This is a genomic window from Telluria sp. BA11, from assembly GCF_056680305.1.
Genome location: NZ_CM155275.1, coordinates 276,466 through 300,376 on the forward strand (window position 1 = coordinate 276,466; position 23,911 = coordinate 300,376).

Genomic DNA, 23,911 nt, shown 5'->3' on the forward strand with positions numbered 1-23,911 from the left:
CAGTGCGGAGAGTCAGCGGGACAGTGCCCGTGGCCGATGCTTAGCGCCAGGCGCTGTCGGCACCGGCGTCGAAGACGAGAAAGCGCGACGGCCCATCCCTGAAATTATTATCCGAGGCGATCACCAGCGAACGGTGGCCATTGGCCAGCCTGGGCCCCCACGCCATCGCCTCATAATTATCGGACCACCCGGCAGGCAGCTGCGCATTGCCCAGCAACTGGCGCTTGACGGCCGGCCGCACGCCAGCGGCAATCGGCGCGTCCGGGTCGAGCGCGGTGGCGCCCTGCAGGTCGACGTCATACAGGCGCGCATCGAACGTGAAATCCTGCGCCGTCTGGCGGCCGGCGCGCTCGATCACCAGCAGGCGGCGCGGCCCGACGGCCAGGATCTCGGCAATGCCGTTTTCGCTGTAACCGCCCGGGCGGCCCGGCGGCAACACCGGCTCGAGCCGGTACGCGTACTGCGCCAGAATGCGGCCCTGCCGGTCCAGCAAGCTGAGCCGCGTGAATGCGCCCTCGCCCGGCGCCGACGCCTGGCCGTCCTGGATCAGCGCACCTTCCATCGCCAGCCACAGGTGCTGGCCATCGATACTGAAGCTCAGGCCCTCCGGCCCCGCATTGCTGCGCCCACCGGCTTCTTCATCGGGCTGGATCTGCAGCGCTGGAGGAAATGGCGGCGCGCCGAGGGGCGCGCCATCCATGCCGGTGCGGGCCAGCAGCATCGGCGAACGCGCGGCGCGATCGCCTTCGCCGGCAAACCAGAGACTGCGCTCGAGTGGATCGATGCGCAGCGTCTCCAGATCGGCCACCTGCCCGGGCTCGCCGCGCCGCGCATACGGCGCGCCGCCAGCCTGCACCAGCGGCTGCATGCCGGTGATCTGCACGCCCGCGACGCGTTGCGCGTCGTAGTCGATGCGGGCGCGGTAGAAACGCGTCGGGCCATGCACGCCCCGATCGTCGCTGATGATGAGCCATTCCCTGGCCACGCTGTCGTAATCGATGCCGGACAAGCCGCCGACGCGCGTCTCACTGACGCGCATGTCACCCGCCAGTTGCGCGGTGCCGATCAGGCGCAGGTTGGGAGAAGGCGTGCTGCAGGCTGTGAGCAGCAGCGCAGCAGAAATGGCGAAAAGCCGGCGAATGAAGGTCATGGCGGTTTGCGAAAAATTCCGGCGCACCCGCCGGCAAACGACCATTATCCCTCAAGCGCCGGCCCTTCCGCCAGCCTGCCCTGCCTTACATCCTGAAGCGCAGGCTCACGCCATACGTCGTCGGGTTGTAGCGGATATCGCGCGGCTGGTACTGCCCCAGCGAGCTTTCATACTTGATGCGCGTCAGGTTGATCGCGTCAAATTGCAGCGACACGTTGTCGTTGATCTCGTAGCCGATGCTCAGGTCGACGAAGGTCGCGGCCTTGACCACGCGGTCCTGGCCGAACGGCGCTTCGGCGATCTGCTCGACATAGTCGCCCCGGCGCGTGGCAGCCAGGCGGCCGGTGAAGCCGCTGCCTTCGTACAGCAGCGCAAAGTTGTAGCTCTGGCGCGAGACGCCGGTAAGCGCCGTCGTCGTGAACTGGTCGCTGTCGAACGCCGTGCGCGACTGGTTGTCGCCATCAATGTAGGTGGCGTTGAACTGCGCACCCAGGCCGCTCCAGGCGCCCGGCAAGAAGTCGGCAAACTTCTGAATGCCGAATTCGGCGCCGCGCAGGCGGCCCTTGCCCGAATTTTGCGGGCGCGTCACGCGATACAGCTGGCCGTCGATCGTTTCATCCTGCGTGAAGCTTTGCTGGTAGCCGTCGATATCGCGGTGGAACAGCGCGATCTGCGCATAGCCATTCTTCTTGAAGTAGTACTCCAGCGTGGCGTCGAGATTGGTCGATTTGGTCGGCTCCAGCAACGGGTTGCCGGCGCCCCCGCTGCCCGCCACGTTGACTGTCGGCGCAATCAGGGACAGCGACGGATTGAGCGCACCGAACTCGGGTCGCGTGATCGTCTTGCCGACCGACAGGTGCGATTGCAGGTTCTCGCGCCAGCCGATCGTCGCCGTGGCGCTTGGCAGCACATTGGTTTCCGACGTCGACTGGTCGATGTCGGTGATCACGTCGCCAATGCGGCTCTGGCCGCGCAGGTCGCGGTTCACGCGCACGACACGCACGCCGGCTTCGCTCTTGATGCCCACGCCGGCGATCTCATGGTCCCAGCGCCCCGCCGCATACAGCGTGACGTTCTGTTCTTTCTGGTCGAACGCGCGCGCCGGGTCTTCGGCAATGCGCCCGCTGGCCAGGCCATAGCCATTGCGCACCGCGTCAGCCTGGTCGATCAGGAAGTCAGCCGACGGCGCGCTCCAGGCGCCACCCAGGCGGTCCAGCCCCGGCACCAGGTGCTGGAATGCGGGGCCGAAGGCGCCGACCGGGGTCGGCCGCGCACCGGTAAAGTCGGCGTGCCCTTCGGCGCCGTGATAGCTCGCCTTGCGCGACGACAGGCGCACGCCGCCCAGCAGCGCCTTGAAGGCGCCGTCGCCCGCCATCCGGTAGACGGCGTCGGTGCGCCACTGCAGCTGGGTGCCGGCCTGCTCGTTCCAGTTCTGCACCATCCCGCGCAGCACATAGGCATTCGGGTCTTGCAGCACGTTGGCGTTGCCGCCCTTGCTGATGGCATTGAAGCCGCCATGGCCGTCGGCGCCATACGCATACACATTGGCGCTCACGCCAGGCGCCTGCTGGTCGACGATCAGCGTGTCGTTGACGAACTTCGAGCGCGTGTAGCCCACCTGCGACTCGACCGACAGCGGGCCCTCGAGGTACTTCAGGCCCAGGTTCAGGTAGTGCGTGGCGGTGCGTTCGTTCTGGCCCCAGGTGCTGGTGGCCGTGTATGGCTCCCAGTCGTTGGCGCCGCCGAACTGCGCGGCCGGCGCAGTCGCCGACAGGATCGGGCAGATGACGCCGAGCGACGTGGCGCAGCCATTGGCTTGCTGGCCCAGCGTCACGCCGGTCAGGCGCGGCGCCGAACCGACGTTCGAAAACGCGTAGTTGACGGCGTTGCGACCCTGGTAACCCATGCCCAGATATTGTGCGGTGGCCGTCGTGCGCGGATTGATCTTCCACTGGAAGGCGCCGTGCACGCTCTGGCGTTCGCGTGCGCCCTGATTGTAGGTGCCACCGATATGCGGCAGCTGGCCCAGCACCTCGCCGGGCGCGAGCGGTGCAAATGGCGCCGACTCGCCCAGGCGCGTGGCACTGCCATCGGGGCGCACCGAAAACACGTTCGACGGACGGTCGTTGTACTGCACCGGATAGGCCCAGTTGTCGCGGTTGACTGCGACGTCGAACAGCGCGCCCATCTCGCCGACATCGGTGTCCCAGCGGTTGCTGACCAAAAAGCCGCCGCCCGGGCTGTGCTTGTCGGCCGTATTGCCGCTGCCGTTGATCTGGTTGACGCGGTCTTCGACGTAGCCTGTGGCCACGAAGCCCTTGGCGTCGAACGGTGCGCGCAGGCGGATATTCACGGCGCCAGCGATGCCGCCCTCGAACTGGTTCGCGGTGGCCGATTTGTAGACTTCCATGCCGCCGATCGACTGCACCGGCAAATCCTGGTACGCCAGGCGGCGGCCGGCAGCGGTAAAGATCTCGTTGCCGTCGAGAGTCGTGGCGACGTCGGGCAAGCCGCGGATGGTGACGTTGCTGGTCTCGCCGCGATCGCGCCCGACCTGCACGCCCGCGACGCGCTGCAGCGCATCGCCCGCATGACGGTCGGGGAACTTGCCGATGTCGTCGGCGTTGATCGCATCGACCACCTGCGCTGCATCGCGCTTGATGTCCTCGGCCGAGCGCAGGCTCTGGCGCAGGCCCGTGACCTTGATGACGGTGGGCGCGGCCGGGGCGGCATCAGCAGGTGCGTCCGGCGCTTGGGGGACGGGCGCCTGGGGTGCCGGGGCCGGTGAGTCGGTGACGGCCTGCGCGAAGGCTGGCGCGCCATACGAGGACAGCAGCATGATGGCGGCACATACCGGCGTGAGGTTCAAACGGCGCATTCGTTCTCCTGAAGTCTGCATGGATCGGGCGTGCCGCGACCGGCGGCGCCTGAAATGTGTCTTCATAACGCAGCATGATGCCATCCAGTTGACATAAATACACCGGAAAAATGTTTCCCTCGAATTGCCTCGTCGGCGAAATGTGAGAATGTGCGAATAACTGACGCACGGCGCTGACTATACTTGGCGAATATGTACTTACGTCCGCTATCGTTGTCATCTTCCGAGAATCGCGTCCTGGGCATCGGCCTCGCCATGCTCCTGCACGCCGCCTTGCTGGCCGCATGGCAGGCAAGCCGCCAACGAGCGCCCGACGACGAGCGACAGGCGGTCTTCACACAGTGGATCCAGGTGCCTGACAGCAGGCCGCAGCCTGCCACACGCGATGTCCCCGCTCCCGTAGAACGCAGGCGCGCAACTGTCGCTGCACCAGCCGCCCGGGCTGGCCAAGCGATAGCGTCGGGCATCGAACAGCCAAGCGCCGGGCCGGACGTTGCTGTGCCAGCCGTTGGTATTGACGTGACGCCTGCTGAAGGGGGCGCGCGACTGAGCGTCGAGCAAGCCCTGCGCGAAGCGGGCGCCATCGAGCGCACGTTGCGCAAGAGCAGCAAGGCGTATATCGTCGCGCCACCGGACAGCCCGCAGATCCGCATGGCCCGCGGGTTTGCCGAGGCGGCGGAGGTCACGCCGGGCCGCTGGTACGAAGCGCCCAAGATTGTTGAACTCGTCAATGACGGCGGCGACGGCGCGCGACGCACGCGCGTCGTCACGGCTGGCGGCATCTACTGCATCACCGAGCGCTCCCCGGCAACGAGCATCGACATGATCGAAAAATTCGGCAAGCAGAGGATCACGAACTGCGGGCATGAACACGAGCAGCCTGTCAATGCCCAGGAATGGCGTACCGCGCGCGATTGACGCTGACCGGGCCGCGGGTCAAGCCGACTTCTTGATGTCCTCGAGCGACTTGCCGGCGGCAAGCCATGCCTTGACCCAGGCCGGTTGACGGCCACGACCGCTCCATTGCTGGGCAGGATCATCGGGATTGGTGTAGCTGACGGCGGCGGCGGTCGGCTTTCCTGGTACCGGCGCTTTGATCGCCAGCACCTGTTTCTCGGTCAGGCCGGCGTTGCGGGCGATGTGGAGGATCTGTTCGCGCGCCTTGCTGATGCTAAGGAAATGGTGGGTTTTGAGAGCATCGTTGACCTGTTCTTCAAGTGCGCGAAGTTTGGCCAGCGAATATTTGGAGAGGTCTTGCATGGTTGCAGGTTGCTTTAAGGTGAATGAAAACAGCACCCTAACATGCCGGGCCACCTGTTGGCGATCCGATCGGATGGTGTTTCGGCGTTCTTACTGGAGGCGCACCGCCACATCGAACAGCCACGTCCGGCGAATTTCCACCACATCGTACTGGCGCGCCAGCGCCGGCGGGAACGGTCCATACGGCGCGTGACTGGCAATGATCTGGCGGATTGCCTCGTCCACCGCAGGCACGCCACTCGAGGTCACGAACGTCACCCGCTCCACCGAACCGTCGCTGCGCACGGCCACGGTCACGAGGGGCTGCCGGTGCGGCTGCCTGACGATATCGCGCACGGCGCTCAAACTCATGTTCAGCTCGATCTTGCGACCCATGGCTTCCGCGTACGCCACGAGGTCGGCGTTGGCATCGGCGCGGCCCAGCAGCCAGCCGCGACGCTGTCCGCTGGCGGCCTCACGCTGCGCGGCTTCCTGGTTCAACTGCCGGCCGATCGCGCGCAGGCGCTCTTCACGCTGCGCTTCCTGCGCGGTTTGCACGAGCGCCGCTGGCGCTTGTGGCAACTGTGCGAGGCGTGCTGCTTCCTGCTTGATTGCGTCCTGGCGTGCGGCTTCCTGGCGTGCGACTTCATGGCGTGCGGCTTCCTGACGTGCTGCTTCCTGACGTGCTGCTTCCTGTTGCGCCAGTCTCGCCTGCTCCTGGCGGGCTGCTTCAACACGTGCGGCATCGAGCCGTGCCTGCTCCTGACGTGCCGCTTCGCGCTTGGTCTGCTCCTGTCTGGCGATTTCTGCACGGGCAGCCTCACGCTGGGCCGCCGCATCGCGGTTGGCTTCCTCGATGCGCTGTGCATCGGCACGTTCGGCGTCGCGTTGCGCCGCCTCGGCACTGGCCAGTGCTTCCCGCGCGGCTTGCTCACGTGCCTGTGCCTTTGCTTGTGCTTGCGCTTGTGCCTGTGCTTGTGCCTGTGCCTGTGCCTGTGCCTGTGCCTGTGCCTGTGCCTGTGCCGCCAGCTCGGCAGTCCGCTGCTGTTCGGCCACCACGGCTGCCGCTGCGCGCGCAGCCTCGCGCTGGACCACCTGTTGGCGCACGCGTTCTTCCTCGATCGCCGTCTCCCGCTTGTCGTCATCGAGTGCGATGATGCGCGCCCCGGCCGCGTCGTCGTCCTGTGGCGTCGGCGCTGGCGCTGGCTGGACCCTGGTGACCGGCGCTTGCGGCACGGAGGGCGCAGGCGCGGTTGCTGCTGGTGCGGCCGGCAGCGTCGGCTGACTCGCGACGACCGGGACTTCTGCGTTCGCCGTGAGTGCGGGCGGCGGCGCTGGCGCTGTGGCTGGTGCCGCGGCTGGCGCCGGCGCCAGCCTGACATTCAGCTCAGTCGCCGCCAGGCGCCGCTCTTCCCACGGCATGCGCAATCCTGGAAGCCCGAACACATCGCCCTCAAGCGGAATGCTCAGCAGCAGAGCGTGGATCACCAGGGATAGCAGCAGTGCCAGGCGCATTCGCCAGGAAAAAGCAGGCGTGTCGGAAGAGGTTCTCACATTGTCGGGTCGGTCGGGGTCGGCGTGATGGAGGCGAGTTGCCAATGGTGCAATATCAGCGGCGATGCTATCACACCGCTGCCGCCGTTGCCACGCGCCCTGAACCCGACCGACCTGTGGCACTATCGCTGCTAATGCCAGCGTCGTGCAGCGCAATTGCCCGCTATTGACCCTACAAGCGAAGGACCGCCTTCATGCCCCGGATATCCCACGTCGTCGGCACCAAAACGTATTGGTTTGCCGATCTGCGCGACCTGCTGGCCAAGGCCACGCCCGCGCGCTCGGGCGACCATCTCGCCGGTATCGCCGCAGGGAGCGCCGAGGAGCGCGTCGCCGCGCAAATGGCGCTGGCCGACCTGCCCTTGCGCACTTTCCTGAACGACGCCGTCGTGCCGTACGAAACCGATGAAGTCACGCGCCTGATCATCGACAGCCACGACGCTGCCGCGTTCGCGCCAATCCGCCACCTGACCGTGGGGAGTTTCCGGGAGTGGCTGCTGGGCGACGCGGTCGACGGCGCCATGCTGGCGCGCGTCGCCTCTGGCATCACGCCCGAGATGGCGGCGGCCGTATCGAAGATCATGCGCATCCAGGATCTGGTGCTGGTAGCACGCAAGTGCCGCGTGATCACCCGCTTTCGCAACACGATCGGCCTGGCCGGCACGCTGTCGACGCGCCTGCAGCCGAACCACCCGCTCGACGACCTGTCGGGCATCGCGGCCAGCCTGTTCGATGGCCTGATGCATGGCAGCGGTGACGCGGTCATCGGCATCAATCCGGCCACAGACAATGTCGCGCAGGTGGTCAAGCTCGTCACGATGCTGGACGATATCATCAGCCGCTACGACATCCCCACCCAGTCATGCGTGCTGACGCACGTGACCAATACGATCGAGGCGATCGGGCGCGGCGCGCCGGTTGACCTCGTATTTCAGTCGATCGCCGGCACGCAGGCAGCCAACGCCAGCTTCGGCATCGACCTGGCGCTGCTCGGCGAAGCCCGCGCCGCTGCCCTGTCGCTGGGCCGCGGGACGGTGGGCAACAACGTCATGTATTTCGAGACCGGCCAGGGCAGCGCGCTGTCGGCCAATGCCAACCACGGCGTCGACCAGCAAACCTGCGAGGCCCGCGCGTATGCCGTGGCGCGCGCATTCGAGCCGCTGCTGGTCAACACCGTGGTGGGCTTCATGGGGCCGGAATACCTGTACGACGGCAAGCAGATCATCCGCGCCGGCCTGGAAGACCATTTCTGCGCCAAGCTGCTGGGCCTGCCGATGGGGTGCGACGTCTGCTATACCAACCACGCCGAAGCCGACCAGGACGACATGGACGTGCTGCTGACGATGCTGGGCACGGCCGGCTGCACCTTCGTGATGGGCATTCCGGGCGGGGACGACATCATGCTCAATTATCAGACGACGTCCTTCCACGACGCGCTGTATGCGCGCCGCGCGCTCGGCCTGCAGCCGGCGCCCGAATTCGATGCGTGGTTGCGCGCGATGGGTATTTTCAAGGGCGCGGGCCAGGTCGAGCTGGGGCGGACCGTGCCCCCGGCATTCCAGCGCGCGCTGCTGCAGTCATCCTGAGGTTGCCTTCATGTCCGATTCGATTGATGACCCCATTGCCGGCGCCGCACCCTGGCAAACCTTGCGCCAGTTCACCGACGCCCGCATTGCGCTGGGCGCTGCCGGCATCAGCCAGCCGACAGGCGCGCAGCTCGACTTTCAGCTCGCGCATGCGCGGGCGCGCGACGCCGTGCATCTTCCGCTCGACATTGATGCGCTCAAGCCAGCATTGCAGGCAGCGTGGCCGCACGCCGGCCCGCCCCTCCTGCTGCACAGCGCGGCTGCGAATCGCAACGTCTATCTGCAGCGGCCGGATCTGGGGCGGCGGCTCGATGCGCCATCACGCGCACTTCTGAACAATAGTGACGACGGCAACCGCCGCTGCGACCTGGCCATCGTCGTGGCGGATGGTCTGTCGTCACACGCGATCGCGCAGAATGCCGCGCCCTTCCTCGCAGCGCTGCATCTGCAGCTGGCCGCCGAGGCGTGGACGCTGGCGCCGCTGGCGATCGTCCAGCAAGGCCGCGTGGCCGTGGGTGATGAAGTCGGTGAATTGCTGCGGGCGAAGCTGGTCGTCGTACTGATTGGAGAACGGCCGGGCCTGAGCGCTCCGGACAGCATGGGCATCTACATGACCTGGGCGCCACGCGTCGGCCTGACGGATGAGCGTCGCAACTGCATCTCGAACGTCAGGCCGGCGGGGTTGGGTTATATCCAAGCCGCCGCCAGGCTGCATTATCTGCTTGGGCAGGCGCAGCGACGGCAGCTGAGCGGCGTGGCACTCAAGGACGAGACGATGCAGGATGACGTGCTGCCGGGCGGCGGCGGGCCGGCGTTCCTGCTGTGATTACGATACTTCGTCGAACTGGAATTACCCGCCCGCCCCTTCACCTTGATTTCTAGCTTCCGTGACAGGCTGCTTTTGGTCGATTCCCGCCCTTGGTGACAGTTGGCGATTTTTGCGCATTGCCGGCCTGATATGCTGAGCTGAACGACCGGGTTCGCCCAGAAACGGAGGCCGACGCCCTGCAATGTTGCGGTAACGTGCCGCCCCGTAGCTGTACTTATGGAAAGAACCAATGCAGCCATATCGCCTTGCATCGATTGTGATCCCATCCCTTCTGGCAATGGTGCTGTTAAATGCACTGCCTGCCAGCGCCGGCCTTGTTCCCGGTGCCTGCAGCGGGCGCGCGCTCAAGTGGGAATGCGTCGGCAGCCTCGAACTCGTCAACGCGAAAGAAACGACGCGTATCCGCTTCTATGACGACGACCACACCTTGGTCGAAGTAGCCCAACCGACAACGACCCAACGTATGCTGGTCACGCCTGGGGGAGTTTGGTATCAGGGGATGCCGCTGGGGCAAGGCACAGTTCCCCATCCATTCCGGAACCTGCCAGAGGCTGCTATCCTACCGATCAAGCTGCTGGAAATGGCATTCCCGGATGGTCCTGACACGGTGCCCCAACAGGAAACCACGCAAGAAATCAAATTGGGTGATGAGCGGATCAGTATCAGTGCAATACGTGCCATTGATGGCACGGTCCGGTTTAAGGTCAGCGAACGCGGCCAGCAGTTGGGACATGGAACGTATCGCGCAGGCGAACTGCCGCTACCGCCCAGTGGATTCGACCTCACACAATGGACGCGCGGCGAGCTACCCCAGATGCTGCGCTTAAATCCCGCGCAGTAGGCCAACTCAAGGACCATCTTCCTTACCACGAGCATTCATATTTTGTTAACTATGGTGCTCACTGAGATTTCGAAGGTGGCGTTTTCCAAAATCAAGCTAGCTGCGTGTTCAGCAAGGTCCAACGCGGATAAGCTCCATGGCGGACTCCTTATTGCCAAATCTGGCACTAAGGTGCCCTCAGGGATGGGAATCGTCCATCCCGTTGCTTGTCGAGTCGAAAGGTGCAGGAGACTGAGCGGCCAAGATCGGCCAGCAGCCGGTACTTGCAACGGCTCGCATTGCATTTGTAGAACTAGAAATGAATAGTGGAGAATGCACATGCACGGCACAAGCCCGGACACGATGTATCCGACGAGTGGTTTCCCCAGATCTGCTTTCTTGAAGACGTCGTTACCCTTCCAAACATCGAAATCGGCGACTTCACGTATTACGATGATCCTCGCTAGAACGGTCGGGTTCGACCAAAGCAGTTAGTGTGAAACCGCACCTGTGGCCTTTTGACCTTTACCAACCTACAAATCAGATGTCCAATACGAGCGTACGAACTGAGATCGCCGAGCTTGAACAATTTGGCCCGCTGCCGTCAGAGGATGACGCGGACGTTAGCCAGCTCGCCAGGATCGAAGCGCTTTACCGAGCCATTAGAGGCGGACATCAGCTTTTGGGCTGAGAACCGCCCAGGGTCCGAAGCTGCCGGTCGCGATCACGATCCCAGGGCCAGTTGCAGCTGTCAGCAGAATCAACCGGGCCTGGCCCGGCACCGCAGCACCCCGCGTCACGTCTATTTTCGCAAGTCCCACTTACGGTAGACAGCAACGCGAACCGCCCGTCACCAGCTCAGCGGGCTGCCGCTTTCGCCCGCGCTGCGTGCAGCTTCTTGTAGCTGTCGATCAGGCGGTGATGACGGTCGAGACCCTCCAGCGCCATGCTCGTCGGGGTCAGGCCATGGAAGCGCACGCTGCCGTCCACCGAGCCGAGTACCGCGTCCATGCGCTCGTCGCCATACATGCGGCGGAAGTTGGCGACATAATCGTCCAGTTCCAGATCGTCGTCGAGCGAGACTTCCAGCACCACATTCATCGCCTGATAGAACAGGCCGCGTTCGACGGTGTTGTCGTTGTACTGCAGGAAGGCACCGACCAGTTCATGGGCATCCTCGAGCTGGCCCAGCGCCAGGTGAATCAGCAGCTTGAGTTCGAGCACGGTCACCTGACCCCACTCGGTATTCTCGTCGAACTCGATGCCGATCAGCGTAGCGATATCCGAATACTCGTCGAGCTCACTGTTTTCCAGCCGATCGATCAGCGCTTCGAGGCTGGCGTCGTCGAGGCGATGCAGATTCAGGATATCGCTGCGGAACAGCAGCGACTTGTTCGTGTTATCCCAGATCAGGTCTTCGACCGGATAGATCTCGGAGTAACCCGGCACCAGGATGCGGCATGCCGTCGCACCAAGCTGGTCGTACACCGCCGTATAGACTTCCTTGCCCATGTCGGCCAGGATCGCCAGCAGCGTCGCCGCTTCCTCGGCATTGGCGTGTTCGCCCTCGCTCGAGAAATCCCATTCCACGAAATCGAAATCGGCTTTCGCGCTGAAGAAGCGCCACGAGACGATGCCGCTCGAATCGATGAAGTGTTCGACGAAGTTGTTCGGCTCGGTGACGGCATTGCTGGCAAAGGTCGGCTGCGGCAGATCGTTCAAGCCTTCGAAGCTGCGGCCCTGCAGGAGTTCGGTCAGACTGCGCTCGAGCGCCACCTCGAAACTCGGGTGCGCGCCAAACGAGGCAAATACGCCGCCCGTCTTGCGGTTCATCAGCGTCACGCACATGACGGGATACGTGCCGCCCATCGATGCGTCTTTCACGAGCACCGGGAAGCCCTGCTCTTCCAGCGCCGCGATGCCGGCCACGATGCCAGGATATTTCGCCAGCACTTCTTGCGGCACGTCCGGCAGCGCCAGTTCACCTTCGAGGATTTCGCGCTTGACGGCGCGCTCGAAAATCTCGGACAGGCACTGTACCTGGGCTTCGGCCAGCGTGTTACCGGCGCTCATGCCATTGCTGACGAACAGGTTCTCGATCAGATTGGTCGGGAAGTACACGACCTCATTGTCCGACTGGCGCACGTACGGCAGCGCGCAGATGCCGCGCGCGGCATTGCCCGAATTGGTGTCGATCAGATGCGAGCCACGCAGTTCGTCGTCCGGGTTGTAGATCTCGAGACTGTAGGCATCGAGAATCTCCGCCGGGAGCGCGTCGTTCGGGCCTGGCTTGAACCAGCGCTCGTTCGGATAATGGACAAACGGCGCATTGGCGATGTCTTCGCCCCAGAACGCGCCGGCGTAGAAGTGGTTGCAATTGAGACGTTCGATGTATTCGCCCAGTGCCGAGGCCAGTGCGCTTTCCTTCGTCGCGCCCTTGCCGTTGGTGAAGCACATTGGCGAATGGGCGTCGCGGATATGCAGCGACCACACGTTCGGCACGATATTGCGCCACGAGGCGATCTCGATCTTGATGCCCCAGTCAGCCAGCATCCCCGACATATTGGCGATGGTCTGCTCAAGCGGCAGGTCCTTGCCGGTGATGTAGGTGCGCGAGTCGGTCGATGGCTGCAGCGTGAGCAAGGCCTGCGCATCGGCGTCGAGATTCTCGACTTCTTCGATGACGAATTCGGGGCCGGCCTGCACCACTTTCTTGACCGTGCAGCGGTCGATCGAGCGCAGGATGCCCTGGCGGTCCTTGTCCGAGATATCGGCAGGCAGCTCGACCTGGATCTTGAAAATCTGCTGGTAACGGTTTTCCGGGTCGACGATATTATTCTGCGACAGGCGGATATTTTCGGTCGGGATGTTGCGCGTATCGCAGTACAGCTTGACGAAGTACGCCGCGCACAGGGCCGACGAAGCCAGGAAGTAATCGAACGGGCCCGGCGCCGAACCGTCACCCTTGTAGCGGATGGGTTGGTCGGCAATCACCGTGAAGTCATCGAACTTCGCCTCGAGACGAAGCTTGTCGAGAAAGTTGACCTTAATTTCCATCGCAGATTTCCTCAGTAACGCTCTAAATCGTTCAAAAACATAAAGCCCTGTAAAAACAGGGCTTTATTATTATGCAGACACTTGCAGCTGCGCTGCCAGAAGCTGGCACCACGCAAGCAGCGCGCCATTCTAGCATTATTGCGGTGCCAGATCGTCGCTGGCGGGCGTGATTATCACGCGATCTGGCGACGGTTCCATGTACTCGCAAGGTTGGCGCCGCCGCTAACGCGGGGTTTATGGTTTCGCAGACTTATACGTTGGTTAGTTACATTTTATCGAAGAAAGGCGCCTGTCTCCTCGAGCCGGCGACGATCTTTATAGCCATTGCCCTGATCAGGTTTCAGCACGCTCAACGCTACTGGCCCGAAAACGCTTGCGGTAGTCGGACGGCGATGTACGCAGGGTTGCCTTGAAATGCTGCCGAAGCGACAGCGCCGTGCCAAATCCGGATGCGTGCGCGACGCGCTCGATCGACAAGTCCCCTGCCTCGAGCAGCCGCTGGGCATGGATCAGTCGTTGATTCTGCAACCACTGCTTGAAAGAGGTTCCGGTCGCAAGGCGAAAATGACGTGTGAAATTGCGCCGGCTCATGGCAGCGCGCTCGGCCAGCATGTCAATGCTGTGCTCCTCGTGCAGATGTTCACCGACCCACTCGAGCAACTGGGCGAACCGCCCTGCCGCAGCGTCGTCCGGCAACGGCCGTTCGATGAACTGCGCCTGCCCGCCGTCACGGTGCGGCGCGACCAGGATATGCTTTGCGACACGATTGGCGACCTCGGCGCCACAAAGCCGCCGCAGCAGATGCAGGCAGCAGTCGAGGCCGGCGGCAACACCCGCCGACGTCAGTATGTCGCCATCATCCACGTACAGCACGTGCCGGTCCACGGCAAGTCGGGGATAGTGCTGCGCGAGCATGTCTGCCGCCTCCCAGTGCGTTGCCACGGTCCGGCCATCGAGCAGGCCGGCCTGTGCCAGCGGAAACGCGCCCAGGCACAAGCCGACGATGGTGGCGCCGCGCGCATGCCCGCGACGCACACTGTCAAGCAGGCTGTCCGGTGCGCTGCGCCCGTCTGCGTGCCAGGACGGCATGACGATGATGTCAGCCTCGTCGACTGCCGAGAGATCGGCATCGATCGCGATCGCGAATCCGGCGGAGGTCGGCAACGTGCCCGTCTGCGGTGCGCAGACAGTGATCTCGAACGACATCGCACCGGCACTGGCCACGTGGCTGCCGAACACCAGGCAAGGCACCGACAGATGAAATGGCGTGATGCCCTCGAAAGCGATGATGGCAACTTTTTGGTGGTGGACTGCAGGCGCAATAGGAGGCATGGCCCGATTGTATCGAAAGTTAGCCTTCGGGCCAATGTTCGATGGTGGCCGTTGCGAGCACAATCGGTCTTCCGGCTTGCCCGACACGTCACGCGATATTGTCGCTGGCTGCCTCACTTCAACGAAAGGAACACCACCATGAACAAACGTGCTGTCGTCGTCGTCGACCTCCAGAACGAGTATCTCCCTACCGGAAAACTGGCCCTGGCCGGCATCCATGACGCCTTGGCCAATGCAGCGCGCGTGATCGCCGATGCCCGCGCCAAAGGCGACCTGCTCATCCATATTCGCCACGAGTCCACGGACCCGGACGCGCCCGTCTTCACGCCGGGAACGGATGCCGTCCAGATCCACGACACCGTGGCGCCGGCGCAGGGCGAACCGGTCATCGTCAAGAACTTCCCGAATGCTTTCCGCAAGACCGATCTCAAGGCACTGCTCGACGACCACGGCGTCGATCGGGTGACGGTCATTGGCGCCATGAGTCATATGTGCATCGATGCGACGACCCGTGCAGCGTCCGACTTCGGATACAAGACCACGGTCGTGCACGATGCGTGCGCCACGCGCGACCTCGAGTTCGGTGCACAAACCGTGCCGGCCGCGCAGGTGCACGCCGCATTCATGTCGGCACTTGCGTTTGCCTACGCATCGGTGATGTCTGCCGACGACTACCTGGCGGGCTGACAGGCCGCTGATCCCGGACAGGCTGCCGCGAGCGTTCGGCTGTTGGTAGCCCGATGCCGTGCGCGGTGGCCTGCTCCGTCCCTGGCGCTCTCGCATTCGTTCACGCCCATCCAAATCCCCGCTGACCACGATCTCGTCCCGAAGCCACTTCGGCGATAACCCATCGACCCCGGTCACCAGTTCTCACCCCCTCCCCTCTCACATCCAACCGGTTCGGCACCGTTTGATCGCGGCGCCGACCTGCCCGTGCACAGGCGCGCCTCACCAAACAAAAATCCGCGGCAGACCCGACTTTCGAATGAAAGAATTTTTATGAAATACGTTAACACAACGGAAATTCGAAAAAACGAAAGATGTTTTGTATTACACAGAATTTCGCTATAGACTTGGTGTCACAGCGATCGTTCGAGCATTGTCGAAGACTTTCGATATCTCTCAACCGAAAGCTGCGCGATGAGGATTCAAGCAATACGAAATAAAACGAAAGATAGAATCGAGTCACATCAGCTGGTAAGTACCCCGGCTCGTGGAGGCAGTGATCGCAACTAGACAGCCTTTCCGTTTGCCAGCCATTGCCACGCTGCTCCAACAACTTATAAAGGAAGCGTTTCATGAATTCTCCTTCACAGTGCCGCTCGCGCGCCGATCGTCAGGATCGGTTTATGCTCAATCCGCTCACGTCCGCTTGTCTGCTCGCGCTTGCCACACTTGCGACATCGGCCCGCGCTCAGGATGTCATCGCGCCCGATGCCGGCAAACTGGAGCAAGTCGTCGTGACCGGCACCCGTGCCAGTCTGCAGCAATCGCTGGAACTCAAGCGCAACGCCGCTGTTGTACAGGACAGCATCAGCGCGACAGAACTTGGGCGCTTCCCCGACAACAATGTGGCCGACTCGCTCAGTCATATCACCGGCGTGTCGATCACCCGTACGGCCGGCGGCGAAGGCCAGCGGGTCAGCATCCGCGGCCTGGGCCCTGACTACACGATCACCACGTTCAACGGGCGCCTGCTGGGCACCGACAGCGCGGGCCGATACTTCGCGTTCGACGTGCTGCCGGCCGACGTGATCAGCGGCGCCGACGTCGTCAAGTCGACCCAGGCGCAGCTGATCGAAGGCGCCATCGGCGGCCTGGTGAACCTGCGCTCGGCCAGCCCGTTCGACCAGAAAGGCCAGCGTGGCCTGGTGCGCGCCGAGGCTGACCGCAACGACATGAGCAGCCTGAACGGCAAGAAGCTGTCCGCCACCTACAGCAACACCTTCGATAACAAAATCGGCGTGCTGCTCGGCCTCGTGTATGCCAAGCGCGACGTGCGCACCGACACTGCCGGCAACGACGGCGGCTGGTCGCGCAACCCCATCCCGAGCGACCCGAGCCAGTTCTGGGAATTTGGCAATACCTGGGGCGGCGCCATCGATCCGAATGGCAACGGGGTACTCGACCCCAGCGAAGAAGGCCTGATCGGGCCGGGCCAGTTCCGCTTCGGCTCCATCATGGAGAAAAAAGAGCGCATCGCGCTCTCGGGCAAGGTGGAGTGGCGGCCCAGCAGCGACGTCAAGGTCATTTTTGATGGCTTCAAGACGCGGCTCGACTCACCCCAGGTGGGCTACCAGCTATCGTACTACCCGCTGTACGCCCCGGGCCGCTGGTCCGACGTCAAGGTCACCAACAATGTCGTGACGGACCTGACGTTAAACAGCAACGACCCCGAGCTGCGCCTCAATCCCGAAGTGCTGAACAAGACCGAATATCGGGTCGTCGATACCGCGATGTACGGTACCCGGGCCGAATGGCGGATTTCCCCGACGCTGAACGTGGCTGGCGACGTCTATCTGTCCACGTCGAAGCGCGACTCCGGCGGCAAGGACAGCTACGTCGTGCTGCGCATGAACCAGCCCAATACCACGCGCATCCGGCTCACCGGCGCCGCCGTGCCCGATGTGACGACCACGCTGGCCGATGGCCGCGACCTGCAGAGCGGCCTGGCCCAGGGCCTGTTCAGCGGCAACGACTTCAACACCCACTTCTACAGCCGTGCGGGCGACAATATCGACGACCGCATCGGCGGCGCGACCGTCAATGCCGACTGGAAGGTGGACCGCTACAGCATCGACTACCTCAAGTTCGGCCTGAGCCAGACCAACCGCAAGAAGTCACGCGACATGATCAACAATGCGTTCAACTCGGGCCAGGATCACTACTCTGGCGAAAACGCGATCAACGTCGGCACCCTGGGCGGCAACGTGATCAACCAGACCCTGAGCCCGAAAGGCTTCCTGTCGGGCGTCAACGGCAACTTCCCGCGCAGTTTCCTGGGCTTTGACGTCGACCGCTACGCGCAGGCACTGGCTGGCCTGGACGGCAAGCCACGGCCAGGCGGCGGCGTCTACAGCTCGACCCTGTCGGCGCCAGCGTTCAACCCGCTGGAAAGCTACCGCGTCGAAGAAAAGACCTCGACCGCGTTCGTGCAGGCCGACCTGGCCGGCGAGCGCTGGTTTGCCGACGTCGGCGTGCGCTTCGTGCGCACCAAGACCGGTGCGCAGGCGTGGGACGCCAAGATCGAAGACATCGTGCAGAACGGCGCTTTCAACTTCACGCCTGTCTACGCCGATCCGTCGATCGTGCGTCAGGACGCCACCTACAGCTTCGCCCTGCCGTCGGGTAACTTCACCTACTCGCTGACCGACAAGCTGCAGCTGCGGGTTGGCGCCGCCAAGACGATGGCGCGCCCGTCGGTCGACAAGCTGGCGCCGTCCAGCACCACCGCCAGCATCTCGTGGGGCGACTTCACGCAGATCTACGGCGGCAATGCCGACCTCAAGCCGTACACGGCGCACCAGGCCGACATCTCGCTGGAGTGGTACTACGCCAAGAGCTCGGCGCTGACTTTCGCCGTCTACCAGAAAAACATCAAGAACCAGATCACCAATCTCTACCTGGCCGGTCAGGACATCGGTGCACCCGGCGGGCGCCTGTTCAACGTGCAGCGCCCCATCAACGGCGACAGCGCCAAGGCGCGCGGCATGGAGATCGGCCTGCAGCACCTGTTCGACAACGGCTTCGGCGTACGCGCACAATACACGCGCAATCTGTCGAGCAGCTGGGTCGGCGGCGTCGAACGCCCGCTCGAAGGCATTGCGCCAGCAACCGCATCGCTGGGCATCCTGTACGAACGGGGTCCGTGGAGCATGAGTACCACAGCCGACTTCACCGATTCGTTCGTCACCGCGACCAACGTGATCGGTTCCGGCTTCAACGAGGTGACCAACTCGGTGACCTGGCTCACGGCCCAGCTGGCCTATGATGTGAACAAGTCGCTGCGTATCAGCATCGAAGGCAACAACCTGACCGATGCCGAGCAGGCACCACGACTGACCAATGGCACCGTCAGTCTGCCCAACGGCTATTACCGTTACGGCCGCTCCGTGACACTGGGCGCTAGCCTGAGGTTCTAATGCAGCACGCGGCGCCATGGTACGTGGCGCCGCACAGCCCATCGCCAGCGCGGGCCGGCCTGTCAGTTCACCGGCCCGCAACACCGAGAACTGGAATCCTGATGCACACTTCTGTTTTTTCCCTTGCCGTCCTGCTCGCCGGGGCCATCCCTTTCTCCTCGTACGCCGCGGACGAATCCAGCTACACGATGGCGGACTATGCCAGCGTTGCCAAGATCGACGCGCACCTGCACCTGCACAATGCGGCGCCGGCGTTCATGGACGCCGCCCGGCGCCAGAATTTCAAGATCCTGTCGATCAATGTCGACTACCCTGATTTCCCACCACTTGATGACCAGCAGCGCGTCGCCATCGCACTGAAAAAGCAATTCCCGCAGGACGTGGCATGGGCAGCGAGCTTTTCCGTCGATGGGTCCGCCCAACCTGCGTGGCTCGCCGCCACCCGCCACCGCATTGCCGCGTCGATGGAAGCCGGCGCCGTGGGCGTGAAGGTCTGGAAGAACATCGGCATGAGCCTGCGCGGCGCCGATAAAGAACTGGTGATGATCGACGACGCGCGCTTTGCGCCGTTGTTCGACGACCTGGCCCGCCAGGGCATCCCGTTGCTGGGCCACCAGGGCGAGCCGCACAATTGCTGGCTGCCGTTAAAACGCATGACGGTCAACAACGACCGCACCTACTTCAAGAACCACCCGCAATACCATATGTACCTGCATCCCGAAATGCCAAGCTGGGAAGCGCAGATGGCCGCGCGCGACCGCATGGTCGCGGCGCATCCGACGCTGCATTTCGTCGGCGTGCACCTTGCGTCGCTCGAGCGCAATGTTGACGAACTGGCCGCCTTCCTCGACCGGTTCCCGAACGCCGTCGTGGATGCTTCGGCCCGCATCGGCCAGCTGCAGTACCAGAGCCAAAAAGACCGCGAAAAGGTGCGCAACTTCTTCATCAAGTACCAGGACCGCATCCTGTACGGCAGCGACATGGCGCAAGAGCCTGGCCAGGATGGGGCCGCACTGGGTCGCGAGGCTGAAGGGGTGTGGCGCATGCACTGGCGCTACTTCAATACGGCAGAGTCGTTCAAGGTCGCCGATCTCGACCAGCCCGTCCAGGGGCTCGCATTGCCACGCGACGTTGTGGACAAGCTGTATCGCACGAATGCCGAGCGCGCTTTCCCCGACGCCTGGAAAGGCCAGCCATGACCGCGCGCCGTGCATTCCTCGGGTGGCTTGGCGCGGCGCCGCTGGCCACGCAGATCCCGCTGGCCCAGGCAGCGCCCGCCGCCGTGGCCGGCAAGGGCCATGTGCGCATGCGGGACGCCGCCGTGTCACTGCAGTTCGACGAGCAGTTGCGCTGCCGTGTCGTCAGCCTGCTGGGCAAGCAGCCTATCGCGCTGACCGGCTTTGACACCAGCGAACACCTGGTCGTCGGCGGCAAGCCGCTCGGCCGCTTCACGTTGCAGAAAGCCGAGCCGGCCCCGGCGACGACGCCGTTTGGCGCGGGACAGGCGCTGCACCTCGTTGGCCGCTCTGCGGAGGGCATCGAGAAGCGCGTCACCGTGACGCTACTTGACGAGCATCCGGGCGTGGCTTTGCTGGACGTGCAGTACGTGAATACAGGCGCCAAGCCGCTGACGATCGACGCCTGGGTAAATGGCGCGCACCGCCTGGCTGCCGCGCCGCGCCATGCGGGCGGCTACTGGACCTATTCCGGCGCCAGTCACGCCGACCGGCGCGACTGGGTGCAGCCTGTCAAGCGCGGTTTCGAGCAAGGCAACTTTTTGGGCATGAATGCATCCGACTACGGCGGCGGCACGCCGGTTGCGGATGTCTGGCGCCGCGACGTCGGCCTGGCCGTTGGCCACCTCGCGCTGCAGCCGCTGCTGGTGTCACTGCCCGTCAAGGCGGTCGGCGATGCGGTGGACATCTCGCTGCGCGGCGACGTCCCACAGACGCTGGCCCCGGGCGCCACGTTGGCCACCCCACCCACGTTCATCGCCGTGCACCGTGGCGACTTCTACGTGCCGCTCGACCGCTATCGCCGCCTGATGGCCGCGCAGGGCCTGGCAGCTCCCGAGCCGCCGCAAAGCGCCTACGATGCGCAGTGGTGCGCGTGGGGCTACGAACGTGACTTTTCGCTCGACTATGTGCGCGCCACGCTGCCCAAGGTGCAGGAACTGGGGTTCAAGTGGGCCGTGCTGGACGACGGCTGGCAGGTCAAGACCGGCGACTGGACGCCCGACCTCGCCAAATTCCCGCGCGGGGGTGACGACATGAAGGCGCTGGTCGCCGACATTCACGCGCGCGGCATGAAGGCGCGGCTGTGGATCGCGCCACTTGCCGTGGCCCCCGGCAGCGACGAGCTGCACGAGCATACCGATCTGCTGCTGCTCGACGAGACCGGCGCGGCCCAGGACGTGACCTGGTGGAACTGCTTCTACCTGTGCCCCGCCTACGACAAGACGCAGACGCGCCTGGCCGCGACGCTGCGCATGATCATTGCGGACTGGGGCTTTGACGGCCTGAAGGTCGATGGCCAGCACCTGAACGGCGTCGCGCCATGCTTCAATCCCAAGCACCAGCACAAGCGCCCCGAGGAATCGGTCGAGGCGGTCGCGGACTTCTACAAGGTCATGCACGACGTGGTGCATGCGGCCAATCCGGAAGCGGTGCTCGAGGTGTGCCCGTGCGGCACCAGCTACGCCTTCCACAATATGCCGTACATGGACCAGGCGCCATCGTCCGACCCGCTGTCGAGCTGGCAGGTGCGCCACAAGGGCAAGACGCTCAAAGCGCTGATGGGCCCATGGTCCGCCTACGCAGGCGACCACGTGGAACTGAGCACGGGTGGGCAGGATTTCGCTTCCAGCGTCGGCATCGGCGCGGTCGTTGCCACCAAGTTCACGTGGCCGGTGGACCCGAAACCCAAGGACTCGTTCCTGCTGACACCCGAGCGCGAAGCGCACTGGCGAAAGTGGGTGGACCTGTACAACAAGGGGCGCCTGGCCGAAGGCCGTTACCGCGGTGAGCTGTACGACCTGGGTTTCGACAAGCCGGAAACCCACGTCGTGGAGCAGGACGGTGCATTGCACTACGCGTTCTATGCCGATCGCTGGGATGGCATGGTCGCCTTGCGTGGCCTCGGCCCGGGCACCTGGACGGTGCGCGACTCGCTCAGCGGCAGCGTATTGGGGAAGGTGACAACCAACAAGCCAACGCTGCCGCTGCGCTTCACGCACAGCCTGCTGATCGAAGCGCGCCCCGACCTTCCCGACCAGCTGCCCGTTGCGTTTGCCAGCAACGTCAAGGCCGTGGGCGCGGACGGCTTCCCCCACGCATCGCAATGGGCCGACGCACCCACGACCTTCTTCCGCCACGACTGGCAAGGCAAGCCGCTCCCTGGCCCACAATCGACGCGCGTTCAGCTGCTGCGGGGCGCAGGCCACCTGTACCTGCGCTTCATCTGCAAGTACGAGACGCTCACCACCTTCGACCAGGCCGGCCCGGCGGGCGCCATCTGGCCGCTGTGGGAGCGCGACGTCGTCGAGGTGTTCCTGCAGGCGCCTGATCGCGCCGGACTGAAAAGCTATCGCGAGATCCAGGTTGCGCCCAATGGACTGCTGCAGGAAATCGCGATCGAGGTGTCGGGCAAGCGGCGCATCGACGGCGGCAGCCGCGCCAAGGCGCACGTCGATGCGGGCAACAAGGTCTGGACAGCCGAGCTGGCCATACCGATGCAGGGTGGAGACGGCTGGCGCCTGAACCTGTTCCGCATCGAAGGCCCCGAAGCTGCCGGTGACAACCGCCTGCATTCGGCGTGGAGTCCGACCCGCACTGCGGCGCCCGACTTCCACGTACCAGGCGCGTTCGGCCGGCTGCTGATCGACGCATGATGCTGCAGCGCCTGCGTCCACTCGCCCTGCTCGTCATGCTGTCGGCGCACGCCCACGCCGGGCACACGACCGACCGCCCGTCAGGCAGCCCCGTCGAGACAACGTTCCAGGCGTCGGGCGACGAGATCGCCAACCCCGAGCGTGGCATGTATGTCTGGGCGGCCGACAACCTGGCGGCCTGGACGCAGACGCAAGCCGATGCCCAGTTTGCGGCCGGCTACCGGCTCGTCTATGCCCCGGTGCGGCTGGACGCGCATGCCGGCCACGCGCTGCCTGCGACGCTGCTGGGCGAATTGACCGACGGCTTTGCGGTCGCCCGCCGCGCGGGCCTGAAAGTCATTCCGCGTTTCATGTACAACTTCCCGGCAGGCGAAACTGCTTACCGGGCGGCGCAGGATGCTCCCATAGATCGCGTGCTGGAACATATCGGGCAGCTCAAGCCGGTCCTGGCGGCGAACGCGGATGTCATCGGCTATCTGCAGGCGGGCTTTGTCGGCGCCTGGGGCGAATGGCATACCTCGTCGAACAACCTGACCCTGCCGGCGCGGCGCACGCAGATCCGCGATGCGCTGCTGGCCGTGCTGCCCCCGGACCGCTTCCTGCAAGTGCGCTATCCACCCTATCTGATGGCGTGGGCGCCGCAAGCGCCGCGCTGGCGCGACGGTTCGGCCGCGGCACGCATCGGCGTGCACAACGACTGCTTTCTGGCGTCAAGCACGGATGTTGGCACCTACAGTGAGAATGCGGCGAGCCGGCAGCGCGAGCGCGATTACGTGGCCGCGCTGTCGACGACAGCGCCATTTGGCGCAGAGACCTGCAATCCTGCCGATGCGGTCAACCCGACGCCACGCACGAACTGCGACGACATCCTGCGCGAAGGCCGGCGCTTCGGCCTGACGTACCTGAACGACACTTACTATCGCGACCGGTTTCACCAGCGCTGGCAGACGCAGGGTTGCATGGCGCAGGTCAAGCGCAGCATGGGCTACCGGTTCGAGCTCTCGACGTTGCGGCATAGTTGGCGCATCGTGGCTGGCCGGTCAGGCGAGCTGGTGCTGACCGTGAAAAACACCGGTTGGGCGCGCGCCTTCAACCCGCGAGGTATGCAGATGATGCTCAAGCACCGCGCTACCGGCAGGGTCGTACGGCTGGCCCTGACGTCGATCGATCCCCGTGCCTGGCTGCCGGGGCAGACCAGCACCGCAACCGCACGGATTGCGATCCCGGGCGGCACGCCCACCGGCGCCTACGACATGCTGCTGGCATTGCCAGATGGCGCAATGTCGCTGGCCGACGACGTGCGCTACAGCGTGCGGCCTGCCAACGCCGACGATGCCGCCAAAGCGCAGGGATGGGATGCATCGCTGGGCGCGTTCCGTACCGGGACAACGCTGAACATTTTCTGACGTGCAGCCACGCCGTGCGCGCGTGGCCG

At 64.3% G+C, this 23,911-nt stretch carries 15 protein-coding genes; 9 read left to right on the forward strand and 6 right to left on the reverse strand.

Translation table 11 applies throughout. The annotated features are described in order from the left end of the window. Window positions 1-40: 40 nt before the first annotated feature. Window positions 41-1,150: an esterase-like activity of phytase family protein gene (locus tag AC1MGT_RS01200; RefSeq protein ID WP_499502590.1), complete on the reverse strand. Its 1,110-nt coding sequence runs from the start codon at window positions 1,148-1,150 to the stop codon at window positions 41-43. Between the two features lie 85 nt (window positions 1,151-1,235). After that, window positions 1,236-4,028 carry a TonB-dependent receptor gene (locus AC1MGT_RS01205; protein ID WP_499502592.1) on the reverse strand — a complete coding sequence of 931 codons (2,793 nt, stop codon included), beginning with the start codon at window positions 4,026-4,028 and terminating at the stop codon, window positions 1,236-1,238. A gap of 519 nt (window positions 4,029-4,547) precedes the next feature. Between AC1MGT_RS01205 and AC1MGT_RS01210 the strand changes: the two genes are divergently transcribed. Further along, complete coding sequence (locus AC1MGT_RS01210; RefSeq protein WP_499502593.1) at window positions 4,548-4,946, forward strand: hypothetical protein; 399 nt, start codon at window positions 4,548-4,550, stop codon at window positions 4,944-4,946. An 18-nt stretch (window positions 4,947-4,964) separates the two neighbouring features. On the opposite strand, the gene AC1MGT_RS01215 is transcribed toward AC1MGT_RS01210, so the two are convergent. Next, the gene (locus AC1MGT_RS01215; RefSeq protein ID WP_499502605.1) at window positions 4,965-5,324 is read right to left on the reverse strand and encodes an H-NS histone family protein; all 360 of its coding nucleotides are present in this window, start codon (window positions 5,322-5,324) and stop codon (window positions 4,965-4,967) included. 54 nt (window positions 5,325-5,378) lie between these two features. After that, complete coding sequence (locus AC1MGT_RS01220; protein ID WP_499502608.1) at window positions 5,379-6,782, reverse strand: TonB C-terminal domain-containing protein; 1,404 nt, start codon at window positions 6,780-6,782, stop codon at window positions 5,379-5,381. A gap of 233 nt (window positions 6,783-7,015) precedes the next feature. Here AC1MGT_RS01220 and AC1MGT_RS01225 point away from each other — a divergent pair, with 233 nt between their 5' ends. The 3 genes from AC1MGT_RS01225 (at window position 7,016) to AC1MGT_RS01235 (ending at window position 10,077) form a co-directional block, all read left to right on the forward strand. Beyond that, on the forward strand, window positions 7,016-8,407 hold the full coding sequence (locus AC1MGT_RS01225; RefSeq protein ID WP_499502611.1) for an ethanolamine ammonia-lyase subunit EutB: 1,392 nt from the start codon (window positions 7,016-7,018) through the stop codon (window positions 8,405-8,407). Between the two features lie 10 nt (window positions 8,408-8,417). Continuing rightward, window positions 8,418-9,233: an ethanolamine ammonia-lyase subunit EutC gene (eutC, locus tag AC1MGT_RS01230; protein ID WP_499502613.1), complete on the forward strand. Its 816-nt coding sequence runs from the start codon at window positions 8,418-8,420 to the stop codon at window positions 9,231-9,233. A gap of 232 nt (window positions 9,234-9,465) precedes the next feature. Further along, on the forward strand, window positions 9,466-10,077 hold the full coding sequence (locus tag AC1MGT_RS01235) for a hypothetical protein (RefSeq protein ID WP_499502615.1): 612 nt from the start codon (window positions 9,466-9,468) through the stop codon (window positions 10,075-10,077). 837 nt (window positions 10,078-10,914) lie between these two features. Here the strand turns inward: AC1MGT_RS01235 and AC1MGT_RS01240 are convergent. Both AC1MGT_RS01240 and AC1MGT_RS01245 read right to left on the reverse strand, forming a co-directional pair. After that, window positions 10,915-13,113 carry an OsmC domain/YcaO domain-containing protein gene (locus tag AC1MGT_RS01240; RefSeq protein WP_499502617.1) on the reverse strand — a complete coding sequence of 733 codons (2,199 nt, stop codon included), beginning with the start codon at window positions 13,111-13,113 and terminating at the stop codon, window positions 10,915-10,917. A gap of 333 nt (window positions 13,114-13,446) precedes the next feature. Beyond that, window positions 13,447-14,445, reverse strand: a complete 999-nt coding sequence (locus AC1MGT_RS01245; protein ID WP_499502619.1) for a GlxA family transcriptional regulator — start codon at window positions 14,443-14,445, stop codon at window positions 13,447-13,449. Between the two features lie 138 nt (window positions 14,446-14,583). Here AC1MGT_RS01245 and AC1MGT_RS01250 point away from each other — a divergent pair, with 138 nt between their 5' ends. The 5 genes from AC1MGT_RS01250 (at window position 14,584) to AC1MGT_RS01270 (ending at window position 23,882) form a co-directional block, all read left to right on the forward strand. Next, window positions 14,584-15,132 carry a cysteine hydrolase family protein gene (locus tag AC1MGT_RS01250; RefSeq protein WP_499502621.1) on the forward strand — a complete coding sequence of 183 codons (549 nt, stop codon included), beginning with the start codon at window positions 14,584-14,586 and terminating at the stop codon, window positions 15,130-15,132. 611 nt (window positions 15,133-15,743) lie between these two features. Beyond that, window positions 15,744-18,587, forward strand: coding sequence for a TonB-dependent receptor (locus AC1MGT_RS01255; protein ID WP_499502623.1), 2,844 nt, complete (start codon window positions 15,744-15,746; stop codon window positions 18,585-18,587). A 101-nt stretch (window positions 18,588-18,688) separates the two neighbouring features. Continuing rightward, window positions 18,689-19,786 carry an amidohydrolase family protein gene (locus AC1MGT_RS01260; protein ID WP_499502625.1) on the forward strand — a complete coding sequence of 366 codons (1,098 nt, stop codon included), beginning with the start codon at window positions 18,689-18,691 and terminating at the stop codon, window positions 19,784-19,786. Then, complete coding sequence (locus AC1MGT_RS01265) at window positions 19,783-22,476, forward strand: alpha-galactosidase (RefSeq protein ID WP_499502626.1); 2,694 nt, start codon at window positions 19,783-19,785, stop codon at window positions 22,474-22,476. Before AC1MGT_RS01260 ends, AC1MGT_RS01265 begins: the two co-directional genes overlap by 4 nt. Next, window positions 22,473-23,882 (forward strand): DUF4832 domain-containing protein, encoded by a 1,410-nt coding sequence (locus AC1MGT_RS01270; protein ID WP_499502628.1) that lies wholly within the window; start codon window positions 22,473-22,475, stop codon window positions 23,880-23,882. The genes AC1MGT_RS01265 and AC1MGT_RS01270 overlap by 4 nt, the downstream gene beginning before the upstream one ends. Window positions 23,883-23,911 lie beyond the last annotated feature (29 nt).